Genomic DNA, 20078 nt, shown 5'->3' on the forward strand with positions numbered 1-20078 from the left:
GATGCCGGTCACCGCTTCCGCCGCACCCCCGGCCACCCTGCCGCAGGACTTCGGCGCGCTGCTCCGGGAGGACCCCGAGATCGCGGACGTGCTGCTGGCGGAGCTGGGCCGGCAGTCCGGCACGCTCCAGCTGACCGCCGCGGAGAACTTCACCTCGCCCGCGGTCCTGGCCGCCCTGGGTTCGCCGCTCGCCAACAAGTACGCGGAGGGCTACCCCGGCAGGCGCCACCACGGCGGCTGCGAACAGGCGGACGCAGCCGAACGCATCGCCGTCCGCCGCGCCACCTCCCTCTTCGGCGCCGAGCACGCCAACGTCCAGCCGCACTCCGGCTCCTCCGCCGTCCTCGCGGCGTACGCGGCGCTGCTACGGCCCGGCGACACGGTGCTCGCGATGGGACTCCCGTACGGCGGGCACCTCACCCACGGCTCACCGGCCAACTTCTCCGGCCGCTGGTTCGAGTTCATCGGCTACGGGGTGGACGCCGGGAGCGGCCTGATCGACTACGACCAGGTCCGGACCCTGGCCCGCACCCACAGCCCCAAGGCGATCGTCAGCGGCTCCATCTCCTATCCGCGCCACCCGGACCACCAGAGGTTCCGCGAGATCGCCGACGAGGTGGGCGCCTACCTCATCGCCGACGCCGCGCACCCAATGGGACTGATCGCCGGGGGAGCGGCGCCCAGCCCCGTCCCGTACGCGGACGTCGTCTGCGCCACCACGCACAAGGTGCTGCGCGGACCGCGCGGCGGCATGATCCTGTGCGGCGCGGAGCTGGCCGAGCGGATCGACCGGGCGGTCTTCCCCTTCACCCAGGGCGGCGCCCAGATGCACACGGTGGCCGCGAAGGCCGTCGCCTTCCACGAAGCGGGGACACCGGCCTTCGCCGCGTACGCCCATCGTGTGGTCTCCCACGCCCGGGTGCTCGCCGCCGGACTGGCCGCCGAGGGCTTCGACGTCACCACCGGCGGCACGGACACCCACCTGATCGTCGCGGACCCGGCCCCGCTCGGCGTGGACGGCCCCACCGCCCGCACCCGGCTGGCCGCCGCGGGCCTGGTGCTGGACACCTGCGCCCTTCCGTACGGAGACGCCCGCGGCATCAGGTTCGGCACCGCGGCCGTCACCACCCAGGGCATGGACGAGGCCGCCATGGCCAGGCTCGCGGCGCTGTTCGGCGCCGCGGTACGCGCGGAGGGCGACGTCCTCGCGGACGTACGGGAACTGGCGGCGAAATTCCCGCCGTACCCGGGGTGACATGCGTCCTATGTCCTGAATGGGGCTGGCTCGTGCAACCATCGCGGGTGGCTTCGTGTCCTCAACCATGAGGCCGACGAAGTTAAGGTGTGGGCTGAGATGGCCGGCGATAGTTGTGGGGCAGCCCGTGCGTGATTACCTGCTGACGCTCTGTGTCACGGCAGCGGTGACCTACCTGCTCACCGGCCCGGTGCGTAAGTTCGCCATCGCGATCGGGGCGATGCCCGCGATCCGGGCGCGCGACGTCCACCGTGAACCGACACCGAGGCTCGGTGGCATCGCGATGTTCGGCGGGCTGTGCGCCGGGCTGATCGTCGCCGATCACCTGGCCAACCTCGACAGCGTCTTCGACCTCTCCAGCGAACCCCGCGCGCTGCTCTCCGGAGCGGCCCTGATCTGGCTGATCGGCGTCCTGGACGACAAGTTCGAGATCGACGCCCTGATCAAGCTGGGCGGCCAGATGATCGCCGCGGCGGTCATGGTCCTCCAGGGCCTGACGATCCTGTGGCTGCCGATCCCCGGCGTCGGCACCGTCGCCCTCACCCAGTGGCAGGGCACGCTGCTCACGGTCGCCCTGGTCGTCATCACGATCAACGCGGTGAACTTCGTCGACGGGCTCGACGGACTGGCGGCCGGCATGGTCCTCATCGCGTCGGCCGCGTTCTTCCTCTACACGTACCGGCTCTGGTACGGGCACATGATCGAGGCGGCCGCTCCGGCGACCCTCTTCACGGCGATCCTGATGGGCATGTGCCTCGGCTTCCTGCCGCACAACATGCATCCGGCCCGGATCTTCATGGGTGACTCCGGCTCGATGCTGATCGGCCTGGTGCTGGCCGCCGGTGCGATCTCGGTGACCGGCCAGGTCGACCCGGACACCATGAAGATCTTCGAGGGCAGCGAGCGGCAGGCGACCCACGCGATGCTGCCGGTCTTCATCCCGCTTCTGCTGCCGCTCACCATCATCGCGATCCCGGCGGCCGACCTGGTGCTGGCGATCGTGCGGCGTACCTGGAACGGCCAGTCGCCGTTCGCCGCCGACCGGGGGCACCTGCACCACCGGCTGCTGGAGATCGGCCACTCGCACAGCCGGTCCGTGCTGATCATGTACTTCTGGTCGGCCCTGATCGCGTTCGGCGCGGTCGGCTACTCCGTGCACTCGGCGTCCATGTGGATCGTCCTGGTGATCGTGGGCCTGAGCGCGCTCGGCCTGATCCTGCTGCTGATGCCCCGGTTCACCCCGCGGGCTCCGCTGTGGGCGCAGCGCATCGTGCCGCCGCGTTACCGGCGCCGGCGCCGCCCGGCCGCGGAGCCGGAAGCGTCCGAGGGCGGTACGGAGAGCCAACAGGGGCCGCTGGATGCCGAGATGGAGCCGGAGCAACAGGAGGCCGCCGCACGGGCCCCGATCGCCGCAGGAGTCTCGGGCGTCAACGGAGCGACCGCCATTGGCCCCCGTTCGCGCTTCGCGGACCGGCGCAAGGCGGATTCCACGCGCCGGTAATTCGGTCATCGCGGGTCATTACCAGACAAGGTGCCGAGTTATCTCGCTCACGCGTGTCAAGTCACTCTCACGTGTGACAGCAACCACACTTTCTTGGTAAAGACCTCATCAAATAGTTTGTGATACCGTTCACGAACCCGGTGACAGAGCCGAAGGACCTGAGTAGCGCGGTCCCTTGGCCCCGAGGCATCGACTCGGACCGGGCCTACGCTCGTCCATGACGACACACTGCCGACCCCCAGCAAGCGGAGCTGCCGCCATGCCGTCCAACGATGTCCGGACCGTCCTTCAAGCCGCCGTACCCACCGCTGTCGCCGGCGCTGTTGCCGCCGCGATCAGTGGTGGCGTCGCCGGCGGCAAGGGGGCTCTGGGATCGGTCATCGGGACGGTGCTGGTGATCCTCTTCATGGGGATCGGGCTCGGCGTCCTGCTGCGGACGGCGCGATCCTTCCCGCATCTGTTCCAGTCCATGGGGCTGATGCTGTACACGGCACAGCTGCTGTTGCTCTTCATCTTCCTCGCCGTGTTCAAGAACACGACGCTGTTCAACCCCCGGGCCTTCGCGATCTCGCTGGTCGTCGCGACCATCGTCTGGGTCGCGGCACAGGCCCGGGGGCACATGAAGGCCAAGATCCTCTACGTCGAACCTGAGTCCAGTAAGGGCGACAAGTCCGAAAAGACGGGCTCTTCGACGTGATGGGTAGGGGCGGAATAAGCGCGGGTGCAGGACCCTGCTATCGTCCGGTTCCAACTGCGGCACTGCGGGCGCGGGCATACGAGCTGACGCCTGCACAATCGCGAGGCTCAATGCCTGACTGCCGCTCACACATCCGTAACACCAGTCCAGTGCCGAACCGCGGCTGCGCGCCGCGCCGACACAACGAGGTTGCCGTACCTATGCGCCACGCTGAAGGAGCCCGCGGTGAGTGCTGACCCGACACAGGTGCTCGCCTTCGAGACCGACTGCCACATCTTCAATGGGTGCGGCTTCCCGGCTCCTGGCCTGCACTCCTTTGTTTTCGAGCCGATGTTCACCGTCGGAGGCGTCGAGATCAACAAGCCGATGCTGCTGGCGGTCCTGAGCACCGTTGTAGTCGTCGGCTTCTTCTGGGCGGCTTTCAACAAGCCGAAGGTGGTTCCCGGGAAGCTGCAGTCGGTCGCGGAGATGGGTTACGACTTCATCCGTACCGGCGTGGTGTACGAGACGCTCGGCAAGCGCGAGGGCAAGAAGTACGTCCCGCTCATGGTCTCGTTGTTCTTCTTCATCTGGGTCATGAACCTCTGGGCGATCATTCCGCTCGCCCAGTTCCCGGTGGTCTCGGTCATCGGCTTCCCGGTGGCGCTGGCCGCGATCGTGTACGTCCTCTGGGTCAGCCTGACCTTCAAGCGCCACGGCTTCGTCGGCGCCTGGAAGAACTTCTCGGGCTACGACAAGACGCTCGGCCCGGCTCTCCCGTTCGTCATGCTCATCGAGATCATGTCGAACCTGCTGATCCGGCCGTTCACGCACGCCGTGCGACTCTTCGCCAACATGTTCGCCGGCCACGTGCTGCTGCTGATCTTCACCATCGCCAGCTGGTACCTGCTGAACGGCATCGGCATCGCATACGCCGGTGTCTCGTTCGTGATGGTCATCCTGATGACCGCCTTCGAACTGTTCATCCAGGCGCTGCAGGCCTACGTGTTCGTCCTCCTTGCCTGCAACTACATCGAGGGCGCTCTCGCCGAGCACCACTGACCAGCCCAGCTCCACCCCGATTGTCGTCCGGTGGCCAACCCCCACCGGTTCTGAAAGAGAAAGAAGAAACGGCATGTCCGCTCTCCAGACCCTCGCCGAAGTCAAGATCTCGGGCAACCTCGGCTCCATCGGTTACGGCCTGGCGGCCATCGGCCCCGGCGTCGGCGTCGGCATCATCTTCGGTAACGGCACCCAGGCGCTGGCCCGCCAGCCCGAGGCCGCCGGCCTGATCCGTTCGAACCAGATCCTCGGCTTCGTCCTCTGTGAGGCGCTCGCCCTGATCGGTCTCGTCATGCCCTTCGTCTACCCGTTCTAGTCGCGGCTTTACAACTGCCCGATGCGACGAAAGGCATTGATGTGAACGCCCTACACCTGGCGGCCGAGGAAAAGATCCAGAACCCTCTGCTCCCGGCGATCCCTGAGATCATCATCGGCCTCATCGCCTTTGTCATCGTCTTCGGCTTCCTCGCCAAGAAGCTCCTCCCGAACATCAACAAGGTTCTGGAAGAGCGCCGTGAGGCCATCGAGGGCGGTATCGAGAAGGCCGATGCGGCGCAGACCGAGGCCCAGAGCGTTCTTGAGCAGTACAAGGCTCAGCTCGCCGAAGCCCGTCACGAAGCCGCTCGCATGCGCCAGGAGGCGCAGGAGCAGGGTTCCGTGATCCTGCAGGAGATGCGGGCGGAAGGCCAGCGGCAGCGCGAGGAGATCGTCGCTGCGGGCCACGCCCAGATCGAGGCCGACCGCAAGGCGGCGGCGTCCGCGCTGCGTCAGGACGTGGGCAAGCTCGCCACCGACCTGGCCGGCAAGCTCGTCGGCGAGTCCCTTGAGGACCACGCCCGGCAGAGCGGCACCGTCGACCGTTTCCTCGACGAGCTCGAGGCGAAGGCCGAGGCCGTCCGATGAACGGCGCGAGCCGCGAAGCGCTGGCTGCCGCGCGTGAGCGCCTCGACGCACTGACCGACAGCACGTCGGTCGACGCGGCGAAGCTCGCCGAGGACCTGGCCGGTGTCACGGCGCTGCTGCACCGCGAGGTGTCGCTGCGCCGGGTCCTGACCGACCCGGCCCAGGCCGGCGAGGCACGGGCCGAGCTGGCCGGGCGCCTGCTGCGCGGCCAGGTGGGCGGCGAAGCCGTCGATCTGGTCTCCGGCATGGTCCGCTCGCGCTGGTCGCAGTCCCGCGACCTGGTCGACGCGGTCGAGGAGCTGGCGAACACCGCAGACCTCACCGCCGCCCAGCGCAACGGAGACCTCGACGACGTCGAGGACGAGCTGTTCCGGTTCGGCCGGATCGTCGCCTCCGACCCGGCGCTGCGCGCCGCGCTCACCAGCCGGACCGCGACCACCGCCGCCAAGGGCGAGCTGCTGCGCAGCCTGCTCGGCGGAAAGGCGCGGCCCACGACCGAGCGCGTCATCGTGCGGCTTGTCACCCAGCCTCGGGGACGTAGCCTGGAAGAGGGACTCGACTCCCTCTCCAAGCTCGCCGCGGAGCGCCGTGACCGCATGGTCGCGATCGTCACCTCGGCCGTGCCGCTGAGCGATCGGCAGAAGCAGCGCCTCGGCGCCGCCCTGGCGAAGATCTACGGCCGGTCGATGCACCTGAACCTCGACGTGGACCCCGAGGTCCTCGGCGGAGTCACGGTGCGGGTCGGTGACGAGGTCGTCAACGGCACCATCGCCGAGCGTCTCGACGAGGCGACGCGGCGGATGGCCGGCTGACCCAGCCCGGCGCAGTAACAGAGACAGAGCAAGACCAGCGGCCCGGTTGGGCCGTGCAGAAATTGCAGAAGATTCCTGGGGGTCGGCCCCCAGACCCCCTTAAGAAACTTCGGGCCCAACAAGGAGAGCAGGGAACCCAGATGGCGGAGCTCACGATCCGGCCGGAGGAGATCCGGGATGCGCTGGAGAACTTTGTCCAGTCGTACAAGCCGGACGCGGCCTCGCGCGAGGAGGTCGGTACGGTCAGCGTTGCCGGCGACGGCATCGCGAAGGTGGAGGGCCTGCCCTCCGCCATGGCGAACGAGCTGCTGAAGTTCGAGGACGGCACCCTCGGTCTCGCCCTCAACCTCGAGGAGCGCGAGATCGGTGCGATCGTCCTCGGCGAGTTCAGCGGAATCGAGGAGGGCCAGCCGGTGCAGCGCACCGGTGAGGTGCTCTCCGTCGGCGTCGGCGAGGGCTACCTCGGCCGCGTCGTCGACCCGCTCGGCACCCCGATCGACGGTCTCGGCGAGATCGCGACCGACGGCCGGCGCGCGCTTGAGCTGCAGGCCCCTGGCGTCATGGTCCGTAAGTCGGTGCACGAGCCGATGCAGACCGGCTACAAGGCCGTCGACGCCATGGTGCCGATCGGCCGGGGTCAGCGTCAGCTGATCATCGGTGACCGTCAGACGGGTAAGACCGCGCTGGCCGTCGACACGATCATCAACCAGCGTGACAACTGGCGCTCGGGCGACGTGAACAAGCAGGTGCGCTGCATCTACGTCGCCATCGGTCAGAAGGGCTCCACCATCGCCTCCGTGCGCGGTGCCCTCGAAGAGGCCGGCGCGCTCGAGTACACGACCATCGTCGCCGCCCCGGCGTCCGACCCGGCCGGCTTCAAGTACCTGGCGCCGTACACCGGTTCGGCCATCGGCCAGCACTGGATGTACCAGGGCAAGCACGTCCTGATCATTTTCGACGACCTCTCGAAGCAGGCCGACGCGTACCGCGCCGTATCGCTTCTGCTGCGCCGTCCGCCGGGCCGCGAGGCCTACCCGGGCGACGTCTTCTACCTCCACTCGCGTCTGCTGGAGCGCTGCGCCAAGCTCTCCGACGAGATGGGTGCCGGTTCGATGACGGGCCTCCCGATCGTCGAGACCAAGGCGAACGACGTGTCGGCGTTCATTCCGACCAACGTCATCTCCATCACCGACGGCCAGTGCTTCCTGGAGTCCGACCTGTTCAACGCCGGCCAGCGTCCGGCCCTGAACGTCGGTATCTCGGTCTCGCGTGTCGGTGGCTCCGCCCAGCACAAGGCCATGAAGCAGGTTTCCGGCCGGCTCCGCGTGGACCTCGCCCAGTACCGTGAGCTGGAGGCGTTCGCCGCCTTCGGTTCCGACCTGGACGCGGCCTCGAAGGCCTCGCTGGAGCGCGGTAAGCGCATGGTAGAGCTGCTGAAGCAGCCGCAGTACGCCCCGATCCCGGTCGAGGAGCAGGTCGTCTCGGTCTGGGCCGGCACCACGGGCAAGATGGACGACGTCCCGGTCGAGGACATCCGCCGCTTCGAGAGCGAGCTGCTGGAGTACCTGCGCCGCGAGCGCAAGGAGCTCCTGACCAGCATCGTCGAGGGCGGCAAGATGTCCGACGACACGCTGCAGTCGATCGCCGACGCGGTCGCCGCGTTCAAGCAGCAGTTCGAGACCTCGGACGGCAAGCTTCTGGGCGAGGGCTGATAGATGGGCGCTCAGCTTCGCGTTTACAAGCGCCGCATCCGCTCCGTCACCGCCACGAAGAAGATCACCAAGGCGATGGAGATGATCGCCGCCTCGCGCATCGTCAAGGCGCAGCGCAAGGTGGCGGCCTCGATGCCGTATGCCACCGAGCTGAATCGTGCGGTCACCGCGGTGGCGACCGGCTCCACCACCAAGCACCCGCTGACCACCGAGGCCGAGTCCCCGGCACGGGCCGCGATCCTGCTCGTCACGAGCGACCGCGGTCTGGCCGGCGGTTACTCCTCCAACGCCATCAAGGCCGCGGAGCAGCTGACCGAGCGGCTGCGCGGTGAGGGCAAGGAGGTCGACACGTATGTGATCGGCCGCAAGGGTGTCGCCTACTACAACTTCCGCGAGCGCAAGGTCGCGGAGTCGTGGACCGGCTTCACCGACAGCCCGACGTACGCGGATGCGAAGCGGGCGGCCGCCCCGATGATCGAGGCGGTCAGCAAGGAGACCGCCGAGGGCGGCGTGGACGAGCTGCACATCGTCTTCACCGAGTTCGTCTCGATGATGACGCAGAACCCGGTGGACAACCGGATGCTGCCGCTCAGTCTCGACCTCACGAAGGACGAGGACGGCAAGGGAGAGATCCTGCCGCTGTTCGACTTCGAGCCGTCGGCGGAGGACGTCCTGGACGCCCTGCTTCCGCGGTACGTCGAGAGCCGTATCTACAACGCGCTGCTGCAGGCCGCTGCTTCCGAGCACGCTGCCCGCCGCCGCGCGATGAAGTCGGCCACCGACAACGCCGGGGAGCTCGTCAAGAGCCTCTCCCGGCTTGCCAACGCGGCCCGCCAGGCCGAAATCACCCAGGAAATCAGCGAGATCGTCGGTGGTGCCAGTGCGCTGGCCGACGCGACCGCGGGGAGTGACAAGTAATGACGACCACAGTTGAGACGGCCGTTGCCACGGGCCGCGTCGCCCGGGTCATCGGCCCGGTCGTCGACGTGGAGTTCCCCGTCGACGCGATGCCGGAGATCTACAACGCGCTGACCGTCGAGGTGGCCGACCCGGCCGAGGACGGCAAGATCAAGGTCCTGACGCTCGAGGTCGCTCAGCACCTCGGCGACGGCGTGATCCGCGCCATCTCGATGCAGCCCACCGACGGTCTGGTCCGCCAGGCCCCGGTGACGGACACGGGCAACGGCATCACGGTGCCGGTCGGCGAGATGACCAAGGGCAAGGTGTTCAACACCCTCGGTCAGATCCTGAACAAGCCCGAGGCCGAGGCCGAGGTCACCGAGCGCTGGCCGATCCACCGCAAGGCCCCGGCCTTCGACCAGCTCGAGTCGAAGACCGAGATGTTCGAGACCGGCGTCAAGGTCATCGACCTTCTCACCCCGTACGTCAAGGGTGGAAAGATCGGTCTGTTCGGTGGTGCCGGTGTCGGCAAGACCGTTCTGATCCAGGAAATGATCTACCGCGTCGCCAACAACCACGACGGTGTGTCGGTGTTCGCGGGCGTCGGTGAGCGTACCCGTGAGGGCAACGACCTCATCGAGGAGATGGCCGAGTCCGGCGTCATCGACAAGACGGCGCTTGTCTTCGGTCAGATGGACGAGCCGCCGGGCACCCGTCTGCGGGTCGCGCTGGCCGGTCTGACCATGGCGGAGTACTTCCGCGATGTGATGAAGCAGGACGTGCTCTTCTTCATCGACAACATCTTCCGGTACACCCAGGCCGGCTCCGAGGTGTCCACCCTGCTCGGCCGTATGCCGTCCGCGGTCGGTTACCAGCCGAACCTGGCCGACGAGATGGGTCTCCTCCAGGAGCGCATCACGTCGACCCGTGGTCACTCGATCACCTCGATGCAGGCGATCTACGTCCCCGCGGACGACCTGACCGACCCGGCTCCGGCCACCACCTTCGCCCACCTCGACGCGACGACGGTTCTCTCCCGTCCGATCTCCGAGAAGGGCATCTACCCGGCCGTGGACCCGCTGGACTCCACGTCCCGGATCCTGGACCCGCGTTACATCGCGAAGGACCACTACGACACCGCCATGCGGGTCAAGGGAATCCTTCAGAAGTACAAGGACCTCCAGGACATCATCGCCATTCTCGGAATGGACGAGCTCGGCGAGGAGGACAAGCTCACCGTCTTCCGCGCCCGTCGCATCGAGCGCTTCCTGTCGCAGAACACCCACGTCGCCAAGCAGTTCACCGGCGTGGACGGTTCGGACGTTCCGCTCGACGAGTCGATCGCCGCGTTCAACTCGATCGCCGACGGTGAGTACGACCACTTCCCAGAGCAGGCGTTCTTCATGTGCGGTGGCATTGAGGACCTCAAGGCCAACGCCAAGGAGCTCGGCGTCTCCTGAGCCTCCGGCTCACCGAGGGGGACGGGCGCGTCCCGTCCCCCTCACCACGCCCCGTAGAATTGACCCAACACCCGGCATGACCGCCGGGTGGTGACCCGAGGAGCCACCCTTGGCTGCTGAGCTGCACGTCGAGCTGGTCGCGGCGGACCGTAGTGTCTGGTCCGGCCAGGCCACCCTGGTCGTCGCGCGCACCACGTCCGGCGACATCGGCGTCATGCCCGGTCACCAGCCGCTTCTGGGTGTGCTGGAATCGGGCCCGGTGACGATCCGTACGAGCGATGGCTCCACTGTCATCGCCGCGGTGCACGGCGGTTTCATCTCGTTCGCGGACAACAAGCTCTCGCTGCTGGCGGAGATCGCCGAGCTGGCGGACGAGATCGATGTCCAGCGCGCGGAGCGTGCGCTGGAACGTGCGAAGTCGGACACGGACGGCGCCGCCGAGCGTCGCGCCGATGTGCGACTGCGTGCGGTGGCGGCGCCCTAGCCACCCCGCGAAACGTCTTTACCCTCAGCCGCGGCCCGAGCTGGAGACCCCTCCAGACCGTGTCGCGGCTGAGGCGATGCAGGTGCAGGTGAAGTTCGGGCGGTATCCGTTTACTCGACGACGCGAGGAGGTCGGTGGAGATGTTCCTCGCGCTGTGGGTGGGCGGGCTGGTCGTCGCACTGGTCGCGGTTGGTCTCTTCGTCTTCGGTCTGCGCCGGCGGCTGATTCAGCGCTCCGGCGGGACCTTCGACTGCAGCCTGCGCTGGGATGTGCCCGTGGAGCCCGATCTCTCGGGCAAGGGCTGGGTCTACGGCGTGGCCCGGTACAGCGGCGACAAGGTGAACTGGTTCCGGGTCTTCAGCTACTCCCCGCGTCCGCGCCGGGTGCTGGAACGTTCCGCGATCGAGGTCGTCGCCCGCCGGATGCCGGAGGGCGAGGAGGAGCTCGCGCTCCTCTCCGACGCCATCGTGCTCGGTTGTCTCCACCGTGAGACCCGCCTGGAGCTGGCGATGAGCGAGGACGCGCTGACCGGTTTCCTCGCCTGGCTGGAGGCGGCACCGCCCGGCCAGCGGGTCAACGTGGCGTAGGGCCTGGCGCCGCACATACGAAAACCGGGGAGACAGGGGGCGGACCTGTCTCCCCGGTGCTTTTCGGGGGTTACGCGGGTTGCGGAGCGGCGGTGACTACTTGAGGCCGCTGTTCATCGCGCTCACGAGTTCACCGTTGCTGGTGTCCCCGCTGAACTCCCAGAAGAACGCGCCTCCCAGGCCCTGGTTCTTCGCCCAGGTCATCTTGGACGAGATGGTGGCGGGGGTGTCGTAGCTCCACCAGTTGGTACCGCAGTGGGCGTAGGCGGTACCGGCGATGGTGCCTGTGGTGGGGCAGCTGTTCTTGAGGACCTTGTAGTCCTCGATGCCCGCCTCGTACGTTCCCGGGGCGGCGCCGGTGGCGGTGCCACCGGGCGCGTCCTGGGTGACTCCGGTCCAGCCCCGGCCGTAGAAGCCGATGCCGAGCAGCAGCTTCGAGGCGGGAACGCCCTGGGCCTTCAGCTTGGCGATGGCCTCTGAGGAGCTGAAGCCGGCCTTCGGGATGCCGGTGTACGGGGTGAGGGGGGAGTGCGGAGCCGTCGGGCCCTTCGCGTCCCAGGCGCCGAAGAAGTCGTAGGTCATCACGTTGTACCAGTTCAGCGACTGTGCGGCGCCCGCGTAGTCGGCGACGTCGATCTTGCCGCCGTCGGAGCCGTCGGCCGTGATGGCGGCGGTCACCAGGTTGTTGCTGCCGAACTTGGTGCGCAGCGCGGACGTGATCGACTTCAGCGCGGCCGGGCCGCTGGTGTCACAGGTCAGACCGCAGGCGTTGGGGTACTCCCAGTCGATGTCGATGCCGTCGAAGACATCGGCCCAGCGGGGGTCCTCCACCAGGTCGTAGCAGGACTGGGCGAACGCGGCGGGGTTCTGGGCCGCCTGGCCGAAGCCGCCGGACCAGGTCCAGCCGCCGAAGGACCAGAGGATCTTGATGTTCGGGTACTTGGCCTTGAGCTTGCGGAGCTGGTTGAAGCTGCCGCGCAGCGGCTGGTCCCAGGTGTCCGCGACGCCGTCGACCGACTGGTCGGCGGTGTAGGCCTTGTCGTAGTCGGCGTACGAGTCACCGATCGCGCACTTGCCGCCGGTCACGTTGCCGAAGGCGTAGTTGATGTGGGTGATCTTCGCGGCCGAACCGGAGGTGTCCAGGTTCTTCACGTGGTAGTTGCGGCCGTAGACGCCCCACTCCGCGAAGTAGCCCAGGTTGACCTTGTCGCCGGTGCCCGGGTTGCCGGGGTCGGTGCCGCCGCCGGTGGTGTGCACCTTGACCGCGCCACTGGCCGGACCGGTCTGGTCGGCGGTGTCGCGGGCCTGCACGGTGTACGAGTAGTCGGTGCCGGCGGTGAGGCCGGTGTTGGTGTACGTGGTGCCGGTGACCGTGGCGACGACCGCGCCGTCCCGCAGGACGTCGTAGTTCTTGATGCCGTGGTCGTCGGTGGCCGCGCTCCAGCTCAGCTTCGCGGAGGTGTTGGTGACGCCGCTCGCGGTGGGGGTGCCGGGCGCGGAGGGGGCGTTGTCACCGGGCACGCTGCCGCCGTCGCAGGAGGCGCCGTTCAGCTTGCAGTTGGTGGCGGCGCCGGAACCGGAGCCGGTGCCGTTGAAGCCGAAGGAGACGCTGGCGCCCGGCGCGACCGAGCCGTTCCAGCCGAGGTTCTTGGCGGTCCAGTGGTTTCCGGAGCTGGTGACGGTGGCGTCCCAGGCGGAACCAACACCGGTGCCGGCCGGGAAGTCCCACTCGATGGACCAGGAGCTGAGGGCGGTGGTGCCGGTGTTCTTCACCGTCCACTGGCCCTCGAAGCCGCTGCCCCAGTCGGACTTCTTCACATAGGTGGCGGTCGCCGAGGTGGCTGCCTGGGCCGGGGAGGCCATGCCGACCATCGCGGCGAGCGGGAGGAGCAGTGCGGTGAGGCCCGCGACGGCTCGTGATCTGGTGGCTTTCCCGGCCCCGAGTCTGAATCGGGTCCGGCGGGGGGTCTCAGTGCTCAACGGTGCTCCTGGGGTGAGGTCCGGACAAACGGGGATGGTCCGTCGACTGCAAACCCTGCGCCGCCCTGAGCACGCCTTGTCATGGCGTACTCACCGCAGTGTGTTCGGTGAGATTAGGAAGGTCTGGACCAATCGTCAAGAGGTCCAGACCAAAGATCGGAGTGCGGCCGGAGTGAACCTCAGATGCCCAACTCCTGTGCCAGTACCGCCGCCTGGACCCGGCTGCGCAGCCCGAGCTTCCCCAGCACCCTGCTGACGTGCGTCTTCACCGTCGCCTCCGCCATCGACAGCCGCACCGCGACCTCGGCGTTCGACAGCCCCTCACCGAGGCAGCCCAGCACCTCGCGCTCGCGCCGGGTGAGGGCGTCCAGCACCGCCCGGTCCGGGGCGTCCGGCGGCGCGGCGGTGGCACCCGCGAACTCCGCGATCAGCCGGCGCGTCACCGCCGGGGCGATCATGCCCTCGCCCCGCGCCACCGTGCGTACCGCTTCGAGCAGGCCGTGCGCCTCGGTGTCCTTCAGCAGGAAGCCCGACGCCCCGGCCCGCAGCGCGCCGAAGACGTACTCGTCCAGGTCGAAGGTCGTCAGCACCAGCACATCCGCCAGCCCCTCCGAGACCACCTGGCGCGTCGCGGACACCCCGTCCAGCCTCGGCATCGACACGTCCATCAGCACCAGATCGGGGCGCAGCTCACGGGCCAGCCGCACCGCCGCCTCCCCGTCGTCGGCCTCCCCGACGACCTCGATGTCCGGTGCGCTGCCCAGGATGAGCACCAGCCCCGCACGCACCGCCGACTGGTCCTCGGCCACCAGAACCCGGATGCTCATGCCCTCACGCTTCCTTCCCCGACGGGCAGTTCAGCCCGTACACGCCAGATCTTCGTCCCGCTCCCGGTGGGCACCGGACCCGCCTCGAACTCCCCGCCGAGCAGCGCCACCCGCTCCCGCATCCCGGTCAGCCCGGCCCCGGAGCCGGGCGCGCGCGGACCGGGCCGGCTCCCGAGGACACTGGTGACCTCCACCGTCAGCCGCTGGTCCGGCTGCCCCAGCCGGACCGTGACCGGCCCCGGCCCGGCGTGCTTGAGCGCGTTCGTGAGGGACTCCTGCACGATGCGGTACGCGGCCAGCTCGACCGGCGCCGGCAGGGGAACGGCTGCGGTGCGGGAGTCCTCCAGCACGCACGTCAGCCCGCTGGAGACGGCGTTCGTACGGTGCTGCTCGATCAGGGCGTCCAACGAGCCGAGCGTGGGCGAGGCGCTGGGCCCGGGATCCGCCGCACCGGTGCGCAGCAGCCCGATCAGGCGGCGCATTTCGGCCAGACCGTCGACGCTGTTCTCCCGGATGACGCCCAGGGCGTTCCGGGACGTCTCCGGGTCGTCGAGGGAGAGCGCGGCGGTGGAGTGGATGGCGATCGCGGAGAGGTGGTTGGCCACCATGTCGTGCAGCTCGCGCGCCATCCGGGTCCGCTCCGCGGTCACCGCCTGCGCCCGGTCCATCTCGGCCAGCAGAGCCGTCTGATCGGCGCGCAGCCGCTCGGTCTCGGCGGCGTCGCGGTGGTTGCGCACACTGACCCCGGTGAGCGCGGGCACGAACGAGACCAGTCCGGTGACGATGCCGATGAGCAGCGCCTCCGCACTGCGGAACCAGGCCAGGAAGCCGATCGTGACGGCGACCGTGATCAGGAGGGTGGTCACCGGGATGCGCCGGGCGGCCGCCGGGGTGCCGTACAGCACGGCGGCGTACATGACGTCGGTGTACAGCAGCACGGTCGCCAGGTTCCCGGCCGTGAACTGGTCCATGACCAGCGCCAGGGTGCCGATGACCAGGGCGGTCTGCGGCGCGCTCCGGCGCAGCAGCGCCAGCGACGCCATCACGGCGAGCGGGACCAGCTCGATCCCGGGGGCGTCGAGGGGCCGGCCGTTCTGCGTGTGCAGGCCGAGCAGCCACAGCACCACGCCGCCGAGCAGGCCGGTGACCGCGATGAGGACGTCGTCGCGGTGGGGGCGGGGATGGATGAGCACCCTTCCATCCAACACGGCGGGCCGTCGGCGGACGTCCCTACCGGGAGTGAGCCGCGAGTACATCGAAGTATGCAGCGGCGGTTCGTCACTCCGGGCGACGACCGGGCGCGCCGGGGCGGGGACGCTGGAGGGGAGCGAAAGGAACAGGACCGTGATCGTCACACTGATCGTTCTCTGCGAGATCGCCTTCTGGGTGCTGCTGGCCGCGGGGCTCACGCTGCGCTACGTGGCGAGGAAGCCGCGGCTCGGTGGCGCGCTGCTGCTGTGCGAACCGCTGCTGGAGGTGGTCCTGCTGGTGGTGACGGCCGTCGACCTGAAGAACGGTGCCGCCCCGGACTGGAAGCACGGACTGGCCGCCGTGTACATCGGCTTCACGGTGGGCCTCGGCCACTCCACGATCCGCTGGGTCGACGCCCGGGTCGCCCACCGCTTCGCGGGCGGGCCGCCCCCGGTGAAGCCGCCGAAGTACGGGATGGCGCGGGCGGTGCACGAGTGGCGGGTGGCCGGGCGGTGGACGCTGGCCGCCGTGACGGCGCTGGCGCTGCTCCAGGGGGCGGTCTGGTACGTGGGAGGGGACGGGGACGTGGCGTCGCTGCGGTCCTGGCAGCAGACGATGCTGTTCGTGATCGGGATCAACCTGGTGATCGCGGCGAGCTACACGGTGTTCCCGAAGCGGGGGCCCGGGCGGGAGCGGGATCGGGAGCAGGACACGAAGAGGGTGTCGGGCCCGCCCGGGTGAGGCCTTGTCCTCAATCGCCGGACGGGCTGGATGGTGCTGGACGGTGCTGGATGGTGCTGGACGGACGGGCTTGTGGCCCTACCGTTCGCCGCCCGGCACCCACAGCACGTCGCCGACCTCCTTGTTCGCCACCCGGGCGAGGATGAACAGCAGGTCGGAGAGCCGGTTGAGATACGTCGCCGTCAGGGCGTTCATCACCTCGCCGTGCACCTCGAACGCCGCCCAGGTGGACCGCTCGGCGCGCCGGACCACGGTGCACGCCTGGTGCAGCAGGGCGGCGCCCGGAGTGCCGCCCGGCAGGATGAAGCTGCGGAGCTTCTCGACCTGCTCCAGGAAGTGGTCGCAGTCCGCCTCCAGCTTGTCGATGTAGAACTGCTCCACCCGCAGCGGCGGGTACTTCGGCTCCTCGACGACCGGGGTCGACAGGTCGGCGCCCACGTCGAACAGGTCGTTCTGCACGCGGACGAGGACCTTCACGACGTCGTCGGTCAGCTGCCCGAGCGCGATGGCCGTCCCGATGACCGCGTTGGCCTCGTTGGTGTCGGCGTACGCGGAGATCCGCAGATCGGTCTTGGCGGTCCGGCTCATGTCGCCGAGGGCGGTGGTGCCCTGGTCGCCGGTGCGGGTGTAGATGCGCGTCAGATTGACCATGTGGTCAGCGTAGTTAAGCCCCGGCCCTGCGGAAGACGCGTGTGCCCACTGTCACGGCGAGCCCCGCGAGTCCGAGGGCGACCAGTACCCCGTACAGCATGTGGGCGCTGGCGTACGAGCCGATGTACGCGTCCCGCACCGCGTCCACGAGATAGCGGAACGGCGTGAAGTGGGAGAGCACGTCCAGCCACGCCGGTCCCAGGGTCATCGGCAGCATCAGGCCGGAGAGCAGCATGGCCGGCATGGTGAGCGCGTTGATCACCGGACCGAACTCCTGCGGTGTGTTCACCTTCATGGCCAGGGCGTACGAGAGCGAGGCCAGCGAGACCGTCAGCAGACCGGTGAACGCGAAGCCGATCAGCACTCCGGGCAGCGGTGCGCGCAGGCCCATGGCCAGGGCGGCCAGCACCAGCAGCACCGCCTGGAACAGGAACAGCAGGGTGTCCCGCAGTACCCGCCCCAGCAGCAGCGCCGGCCGGCTGACCGGCGTCACCCGCATCCGCTCCACCACCCCGGTCGATTTGTCGATGATGATGGCGAACCCGCAGAACGAGGCGCCGAACAGGCCGAGCTGGAGCAGCAGGCCGGGGACCAGGATCTGCCAGGAGTCACCGGATCTGCCGAGCGGCAGGCCGGTGAGCAGCGGGCCGAAGAGGAGCAGGTACAGCAGCGGCATGAGGATGCCGAAGAGGATCTGGAACTTCGAGCGCAGGGTCTGGCGGGCGTACCGCCCGAAGATCAGCGCGGTGTCGTGGAGAAGCATCGGGTTCGGTTCCTAAACGGCGACGGGAGCGGTCTCTGCGGCGGGGGCGCGGCCGGTGATCGCGAGGAAGGCCTCCTGGAGCGAGGCGGCGGGGGAGCCCGTGTGACGGGTCTTCAGCGCGGTCGGCGTGCCCTGCGCGACCACCACGCCGCCGTCGATCACGACGAGCCGGTCGGCGAGGGCGTCCGCCTCGTCGAGGTAGTGGGTGGTGAGCACGACGGTGGTGCCGTACTCGTCGCGCAGCCGCCGCACCAGGTTCCACAGATCGGTGCGGCTGCCCGGGTCGAGGCCGGTGGTCGGCTCGTCGAGGAAGAGCAGCGGCGGCCGGTGGGTGAGCCCCATCGCGATGTCGAGCCGCCGCCGCTGGCCCCCGGAGAGCGAGACCGTCCTGCGGTCGAGCAGCTCCGACAGGCCCAGCTCCCCGGCCAGCTCGCCGGCGCGGGTGACCGCCGCGGCCTTGCCGAGCCGGTACATCCGGCCCTGGGTGACCAGCTCCTCCCGCACCGTGATGTGTGGGTCCACCCCGCCCGACTGGGCGACGTACCCGCAGTTCTCCCGCACCCCGGCCGGGTCCGCGACGAGATCGTGGCCGGCGACGGTGGCGGCGCCGCCGGTGGGGGCGAGCAGCGTGGTGAGCATGCGCAGCGTGGTGGTCTTGCCGGCTCCGTTGGGGCCGAGCAGTCCGACGATCTCGCCGGCCGCGACGGTCAGATCGACGGAGCGTACGGCCTGGACCGGACCGGCCTTGGTGTCGAAGGTCCGGGCGAGCCCGGCCGTGCTGATGATTGGCATAGCGACCACAAAAACAGAGTCACTGAAAAATTGCAATGACACCAAATATTCAGGGACCCCAGCCGAGCTCTACGATGGGTCCATGGCTGAGGGACTCAGGGAGCGCAAGAAGCGCCAGACCAGGCAGCACCTCTCGGACGTGGCCACCGGTCTCTTCCTCGAACGGGGCTTCGACGCGGTCACCATCGCGGAGGTCGCCCGCGCCGCCGACGTCTCGGTGAACACGGTCTACAACTACTTCCCGACCAAGGAGGACCTCTTCCTGGACCGCAGCAGCGGAATCGTCGACCGGCTCTCGCGGTACGTCCGGGGCCGGGACAGGGGCGAGTCCGCCGCCGACGCCGTCCTGCGCGAACTGCGCATCCAGGTGGAGAGCGTGTCGCCCGCCGTCGGCCTGATGGAGGGGTATGAGAGCTTCATGCGGGTCATCCAGGGCGCCGACGGCCTCAAGGCCCGCCTCTGGCACATACAGCAGGAGGCCCTCCTGCGTCTGGAGGAGACGCTCCTGGAGGAGTCGGGTGCGGAGCCCGGGGACCCGGTCCCGGTCCTGGTGGCCGGTCAGCTCTCCTGGGTGCACAGCACGCTCATGGGGTACATCGGACGCGAGATGGTCGCGGGCCGCAGGGCCGCCGAAGTGTCCAGGGACGCCCTGGTCCTGCTCGACGACATCGAGGACCTGCTGGGCGAAAAGGTGCTCAACTACGCCCGGCGCGCCGCCGAATGACGCATCCCGGTGTGATGTCCGTCATTTGAGACGTGACGCGCATCTCTTCGCAGCCCCAGCGCCTCCCACGGGGACTAACCTCCGCCGGAGAGCATGGAACAGAAACCGTATGGAAAGCAGGGGTGTCAACGTGGCCAGGAAGCTCGCCGTTATCGGAGCCGGACTCATGGGGTCCGGCATCGCGCAGGTCTCCGCCCAGGCGGGCTGGGACGTCGTGCTGCGGGATGTCACCGACGCGGCCCTGGACCGCGGCCGTGACGGCATCAAGGCTTCCTACGACAAGTTCGTCTCCAAGGGCAAGCTCGCGGCGGCCGACGCCGAGGCCGCGCTCGCCCGCATCACCACGACCACCGATCTCGACGCGGTCGCGGACGCGGACGTCGTCGTCGAGGCCGTCTTCGAGAAGCTGGAGGTGAAGCACGAGATCTTCCGGGCCCTCGACAAGATCGTCCGGGACGACGCCGTGCTCGCCTCCAACACCTCCGCCATCCCGATCACCAAGATCGCGGCGGTGACCGAGCGCCCGGAGCGCGTCGTCGGTGTGCACTTCTTCTCGCCGGTCCCGATGATGCAGCTCTGCGAGCTGGTACGCGGCTACAAGACGAGCGACGAAACCCTGGCCACCGCACGCGAGTTCGCCGAGTCGGTCGGCAAGACCTGCATCGTGGTCAACCGTGACGTGGCCGGATTCGTCACCACCCGGCTGATCTCGGCACTGGTCGTCGAGGCAGCCAAGCTGTACGAGTCGGGCGTCGCCTCGGCCGAGGACATCGATATCGCCTGCAAGCTCGGTTTCGGCCACGCCATGGGCCCGCTCGCCACCGCGGACCTGACCGGAGTCGACATCCTGCTGCACGCCACCGGCAACATCTACACCGAGTCCCAGGACGAGAAGTTCGCCGCTCCGGAGCTGATGCGCCGGATGGTCGATGCAGGTGACATCGGCCGCAAGAGTGGGCAGGGTTTTTACACCTACTGATCGTTTCTGTTCCTCCGGTGTCTGATCCGCCGTCAATCAGGCCCGGAGGCCACGGGGGCCGCCCCCGGAACCAGTGGA

21 protein-coding genes are annotated in these 20078 nt (G+C 68.7%); 15 read left to right on the top strand and 6 right to left on the bottom strand.

The genetic code is table 11. The annotated features are described in order from the left end of the window. The first annotated feature begins 1 nt into the window (after position 1). The 12 genes from glyA (at position 2) to OG892_RS28175 (ending at position 11352) form a co-directional block, all read left to right on the top strand. A complete protein-coding gene (glyA, locus tag OG892_RS28120; protein WP_371630603.1) occupies positions 2 to 1255 on the top strand; it encodes a serine hydroxymethyltransferase in 1254 nt (417 codons plus the stop codon). A 115-nt stretch (positions 1256 to 1370) separates the two neighbouring features. Further along, complete coding sequence (locus tag OG892_RS28125) at positions 1371 to 2756, top strand: MraY family glycosyltransferase (RefSeq protein WP_199884455.1); 1386 nt, start codon at positions 1371 to 1373, stop codon at positions 2754 to 2756. Between the two features lie 259 nt (positions 2757 to 3015). After that, positions 3016 to 3453 (top strand): hypothetical protein, encoded by a 438-nt coding sequence (locus OG892_RS28130; RefSeq protein ID WP_328695560.1) that lies wholly within the window; start codon positions 3016 to 3018, stop codon positions 3451 to 3453. Between the two features lie 225 nt (positions 3454 to 3678). Then, on the top strand, positions 3679 to 4494 hold the full coding sequence (atpB, locus tag OG892_RS28135) for a F0F1 ATP synthase subunit A (protein WP_311303188.1): 816 nt from the start codon (positions 3679 to 3681) through the stop codon (positions 4492 to 4494). 73 nt (positions 4495 to 4567) lie between these two features. Then, a complete protein-coding gene (gene atpE, locus OG892_RS28140; protein ID WP_024490833.1) occupies positions 4568 to 4810 on the top strand; it encodes an ATP synthase F0 subunit C in 243 nt (80 codons plus the stop codon). Positions 4811 to 4851: 41 nt separating this feature from the next. Then, entirely contained in the window at positions 4852 to 5397 is a 546-nt protein-coding gene (locus tag OG892_RS28145) for a F0F1 ATP synthase subunit B (protein WP_371630604.1), read from the top strand. Beyond that, the gene (locus OG892_RS28150) at positions 5394 to 6209 is read left to right on the top strand and encodes a F0F1 ATP synthase subunit delta (RefSeq protein WP_371630605.1); all 816 of its coding nucleotides are present in this window, start codon (positions 5394 to 5396) and stop codon (positions 6207 to 6209) included. The genes OG892_RS28145 and OG892_RS28150 overlap by 4 nt, the downstream gene beginning before the upstream one ends. Before the next feature lie 140 nt (positions 6210 to 6349). After that, a complete protein-coding gene (gene atpA / locus OG892_RS28155; protein ID WP_073736880.1) occupies positions 6350 to 7921 on the top strand; it encodes a F0F1 ATP synthase subunit alpha in 1572 nt (523 codons plus the stop codon). Positions 7922 to 7924: 3 nt separating this feature from the next. After that, on the top strand, positions 7925 to 8839 hold the full coding sequence (locus OG892_RS28160; protein ID WP_073736879.1) for a F0F1 ATP synthase subunit gamma: 915 nt from the start codon (positions 7925 to 7927) through the stop codon (positions 8837 to 8839). Next, complete coding sequence (atpD, locus tag OG892_RS28165) at positions 8839 to 10281, top strand: F0F1 ATP synthase subunit beta (protein ID WP_073736878.1); 1443 nt, start codon at positions 8839 to 8841, stop codon at positions 10279 to 10281. Before OG892_RS28160 ends, atpD begins: the two co-directional genes overlap by 1 nt. 109 nt (positions 10282 to 10390) lie before the next feature. Then, on the top strand, positions 10391 to 10765 hold the full coding sequence (locus tag OG892_RS28170) for a F0F1 ATP synthase subunit epsilon (protein WP_371630606.1): 375 nt from the start codon (positions 10391 to 10393) through the stop codon (positions 10763 to 10765). Between the two features lie 140 nt (positions 10766 to 10905). Then, positions 10906 to 11352 (top strand): DUF2550 domain-containing protein, encoded by a 447-nt coding sequence (locus OG892_RS28175; RefSeq protein WP_327340723.1) that lies wholly within the window; start codon positions 10906 to 10908, stop codon positions 11350 to 11352. Between the two features lie 96 nt (positions 11353 to 11448). On the opposite strand, the gene OG892_RS28180 is transcribed toward OG892_RS28175, so the two are convergent. The 3 genes from OG892_RS28180 to OG892_RS28190 all read right to left on the bottom strand — a co-directional run bounded on the left by OG892_RS28180 (position 11449) and on the right by OG892_RS28190 (position 15352). Then, complete coding sequence (locus tag OG892_RS28180) at positions 11449 to 13332, bottom strand: glycoside hydrolase family 18 chitinase (protein WP_073736876.1); 1884 nt, start codon at positions 13330 to 13332, stop codon at positions 11449 to 11451. A 179-nt stretch (positions 13333 to 13511) separates the two neighbouring features. After that, entirely contained in the window at positions 13512 to 14159 is a 648-nt protein-coding gene (locus OG892_RS28185; protein WP_371630607.1) for a response regulator, read from the bottom strand. After that, entirely contained in the window at positions 14156 to 15352 is a 1197-nt protein-coding gene (locus tag OG892_RS28190) for a sensor histidine kinase (RefSeq protein ID WP_371630608.1), read from the bottom strand. Before OG892_RS28190 ends, OG892_RS28185 begins: the two co-directional genes overlap by 4 nt. Before the next feature lie 151 nt (positions 15353 to 15503). On the opposite strand from OG892_RS28190, the gene OG892_RS28195 reads away from it, so the two are divergent. Then, complete coding sequence (locus tag OG892_RS28195; RefSeq protein ID WP_328865368.1) at positions 15504 to 16091, top strand: hypothetical protein; 588 nt, start codon at positions 15504 to 15506, stop codon at positions 16089 to 16091. Positions 16092 to 16169: 78 nt separating this feature from the next. Here the strand turns inward: OG892_RS28195 and OG892_RS28200 are convergent, their stop codons facing one another. The 3 genes from OG892_RS28200 to OG892_RS28210 are packed head-to-tail and all read right to left on the bottom strand — an operon-like array spanning position 16170 to position 18297. Further along, entirely contained in the window at positions 16170 to 16742 is a 573-nt protein-coding gene (locus OG892_RS28200) for a cob(I)yrinic acid a,c-diamide adenosyltransferase (RefSeq protein WP_073736872.1), read from the bottom strand. 13 nt (positions 16743 to 16755) lie between these two features. Continuing rightward, a complete protein-coding gene (locus OG892_RS28205) occupies positions 16756 to 17505 on the bottom strand; it encodes an ABC transporter permease (protein WP_371630609.1) in 750 nt (249 codons plus the stop codon). 12 nt (positions 17506 to 17517) lie between these two features. Then, positions 17518 to 18297, bottom strand: coding sequence for an ABC transporter ATP-binding protein (locus OG892_RS28210; protein WP_073736870.1), 780 nt, complete (start codon positions 18295 to 18297; stop codon positions 17518 to 17520). An 82-nt stretch (positions 18298 to 18379) separates the two neighbouring features. On the opposite strand from OG892_RS28210, the gene OG892_RS28215 reads away from it, so the two are divergent. Together OG892_RS28215 and OG892_RS28220 are read left to right on the top strand one after the other, a co-directional pair. After that, positions 18380 to 19021, top strand: coding sequence for a TetR/AcrR family transcriptional regulator (locus tag OG892_RS28215; RefSeq protein ID WP_073736869.1), 642 nt, complete (start codon positions 18380 to 18382; stop codon positions 19019 to 19021). Between the two features lie 130 nt (positions 19022 to 19151). Then, a complete protein-coding gene (locus tag OG892_RS28220) occupies positions 19152 to 20000 on the top strand; it encodes a 3-hydroxyacyl-CoA dehydrogenase family protein (protein WP_073737058.1) in 849 nt (282 codons plus the stop codon). The last annotated feature ends 78 nt before the right edge of the window (positions 20001 to 20078 follow it).

Source organism: Streptomyces sp. NBC_00341 (genome assembly GCF_041435055.1).
Taxonomy (GTDB): Bacteria; Actinomycetota; Actinomycetes; order Streptomycetales; family Streptomycetaceae; genus Streptomyces.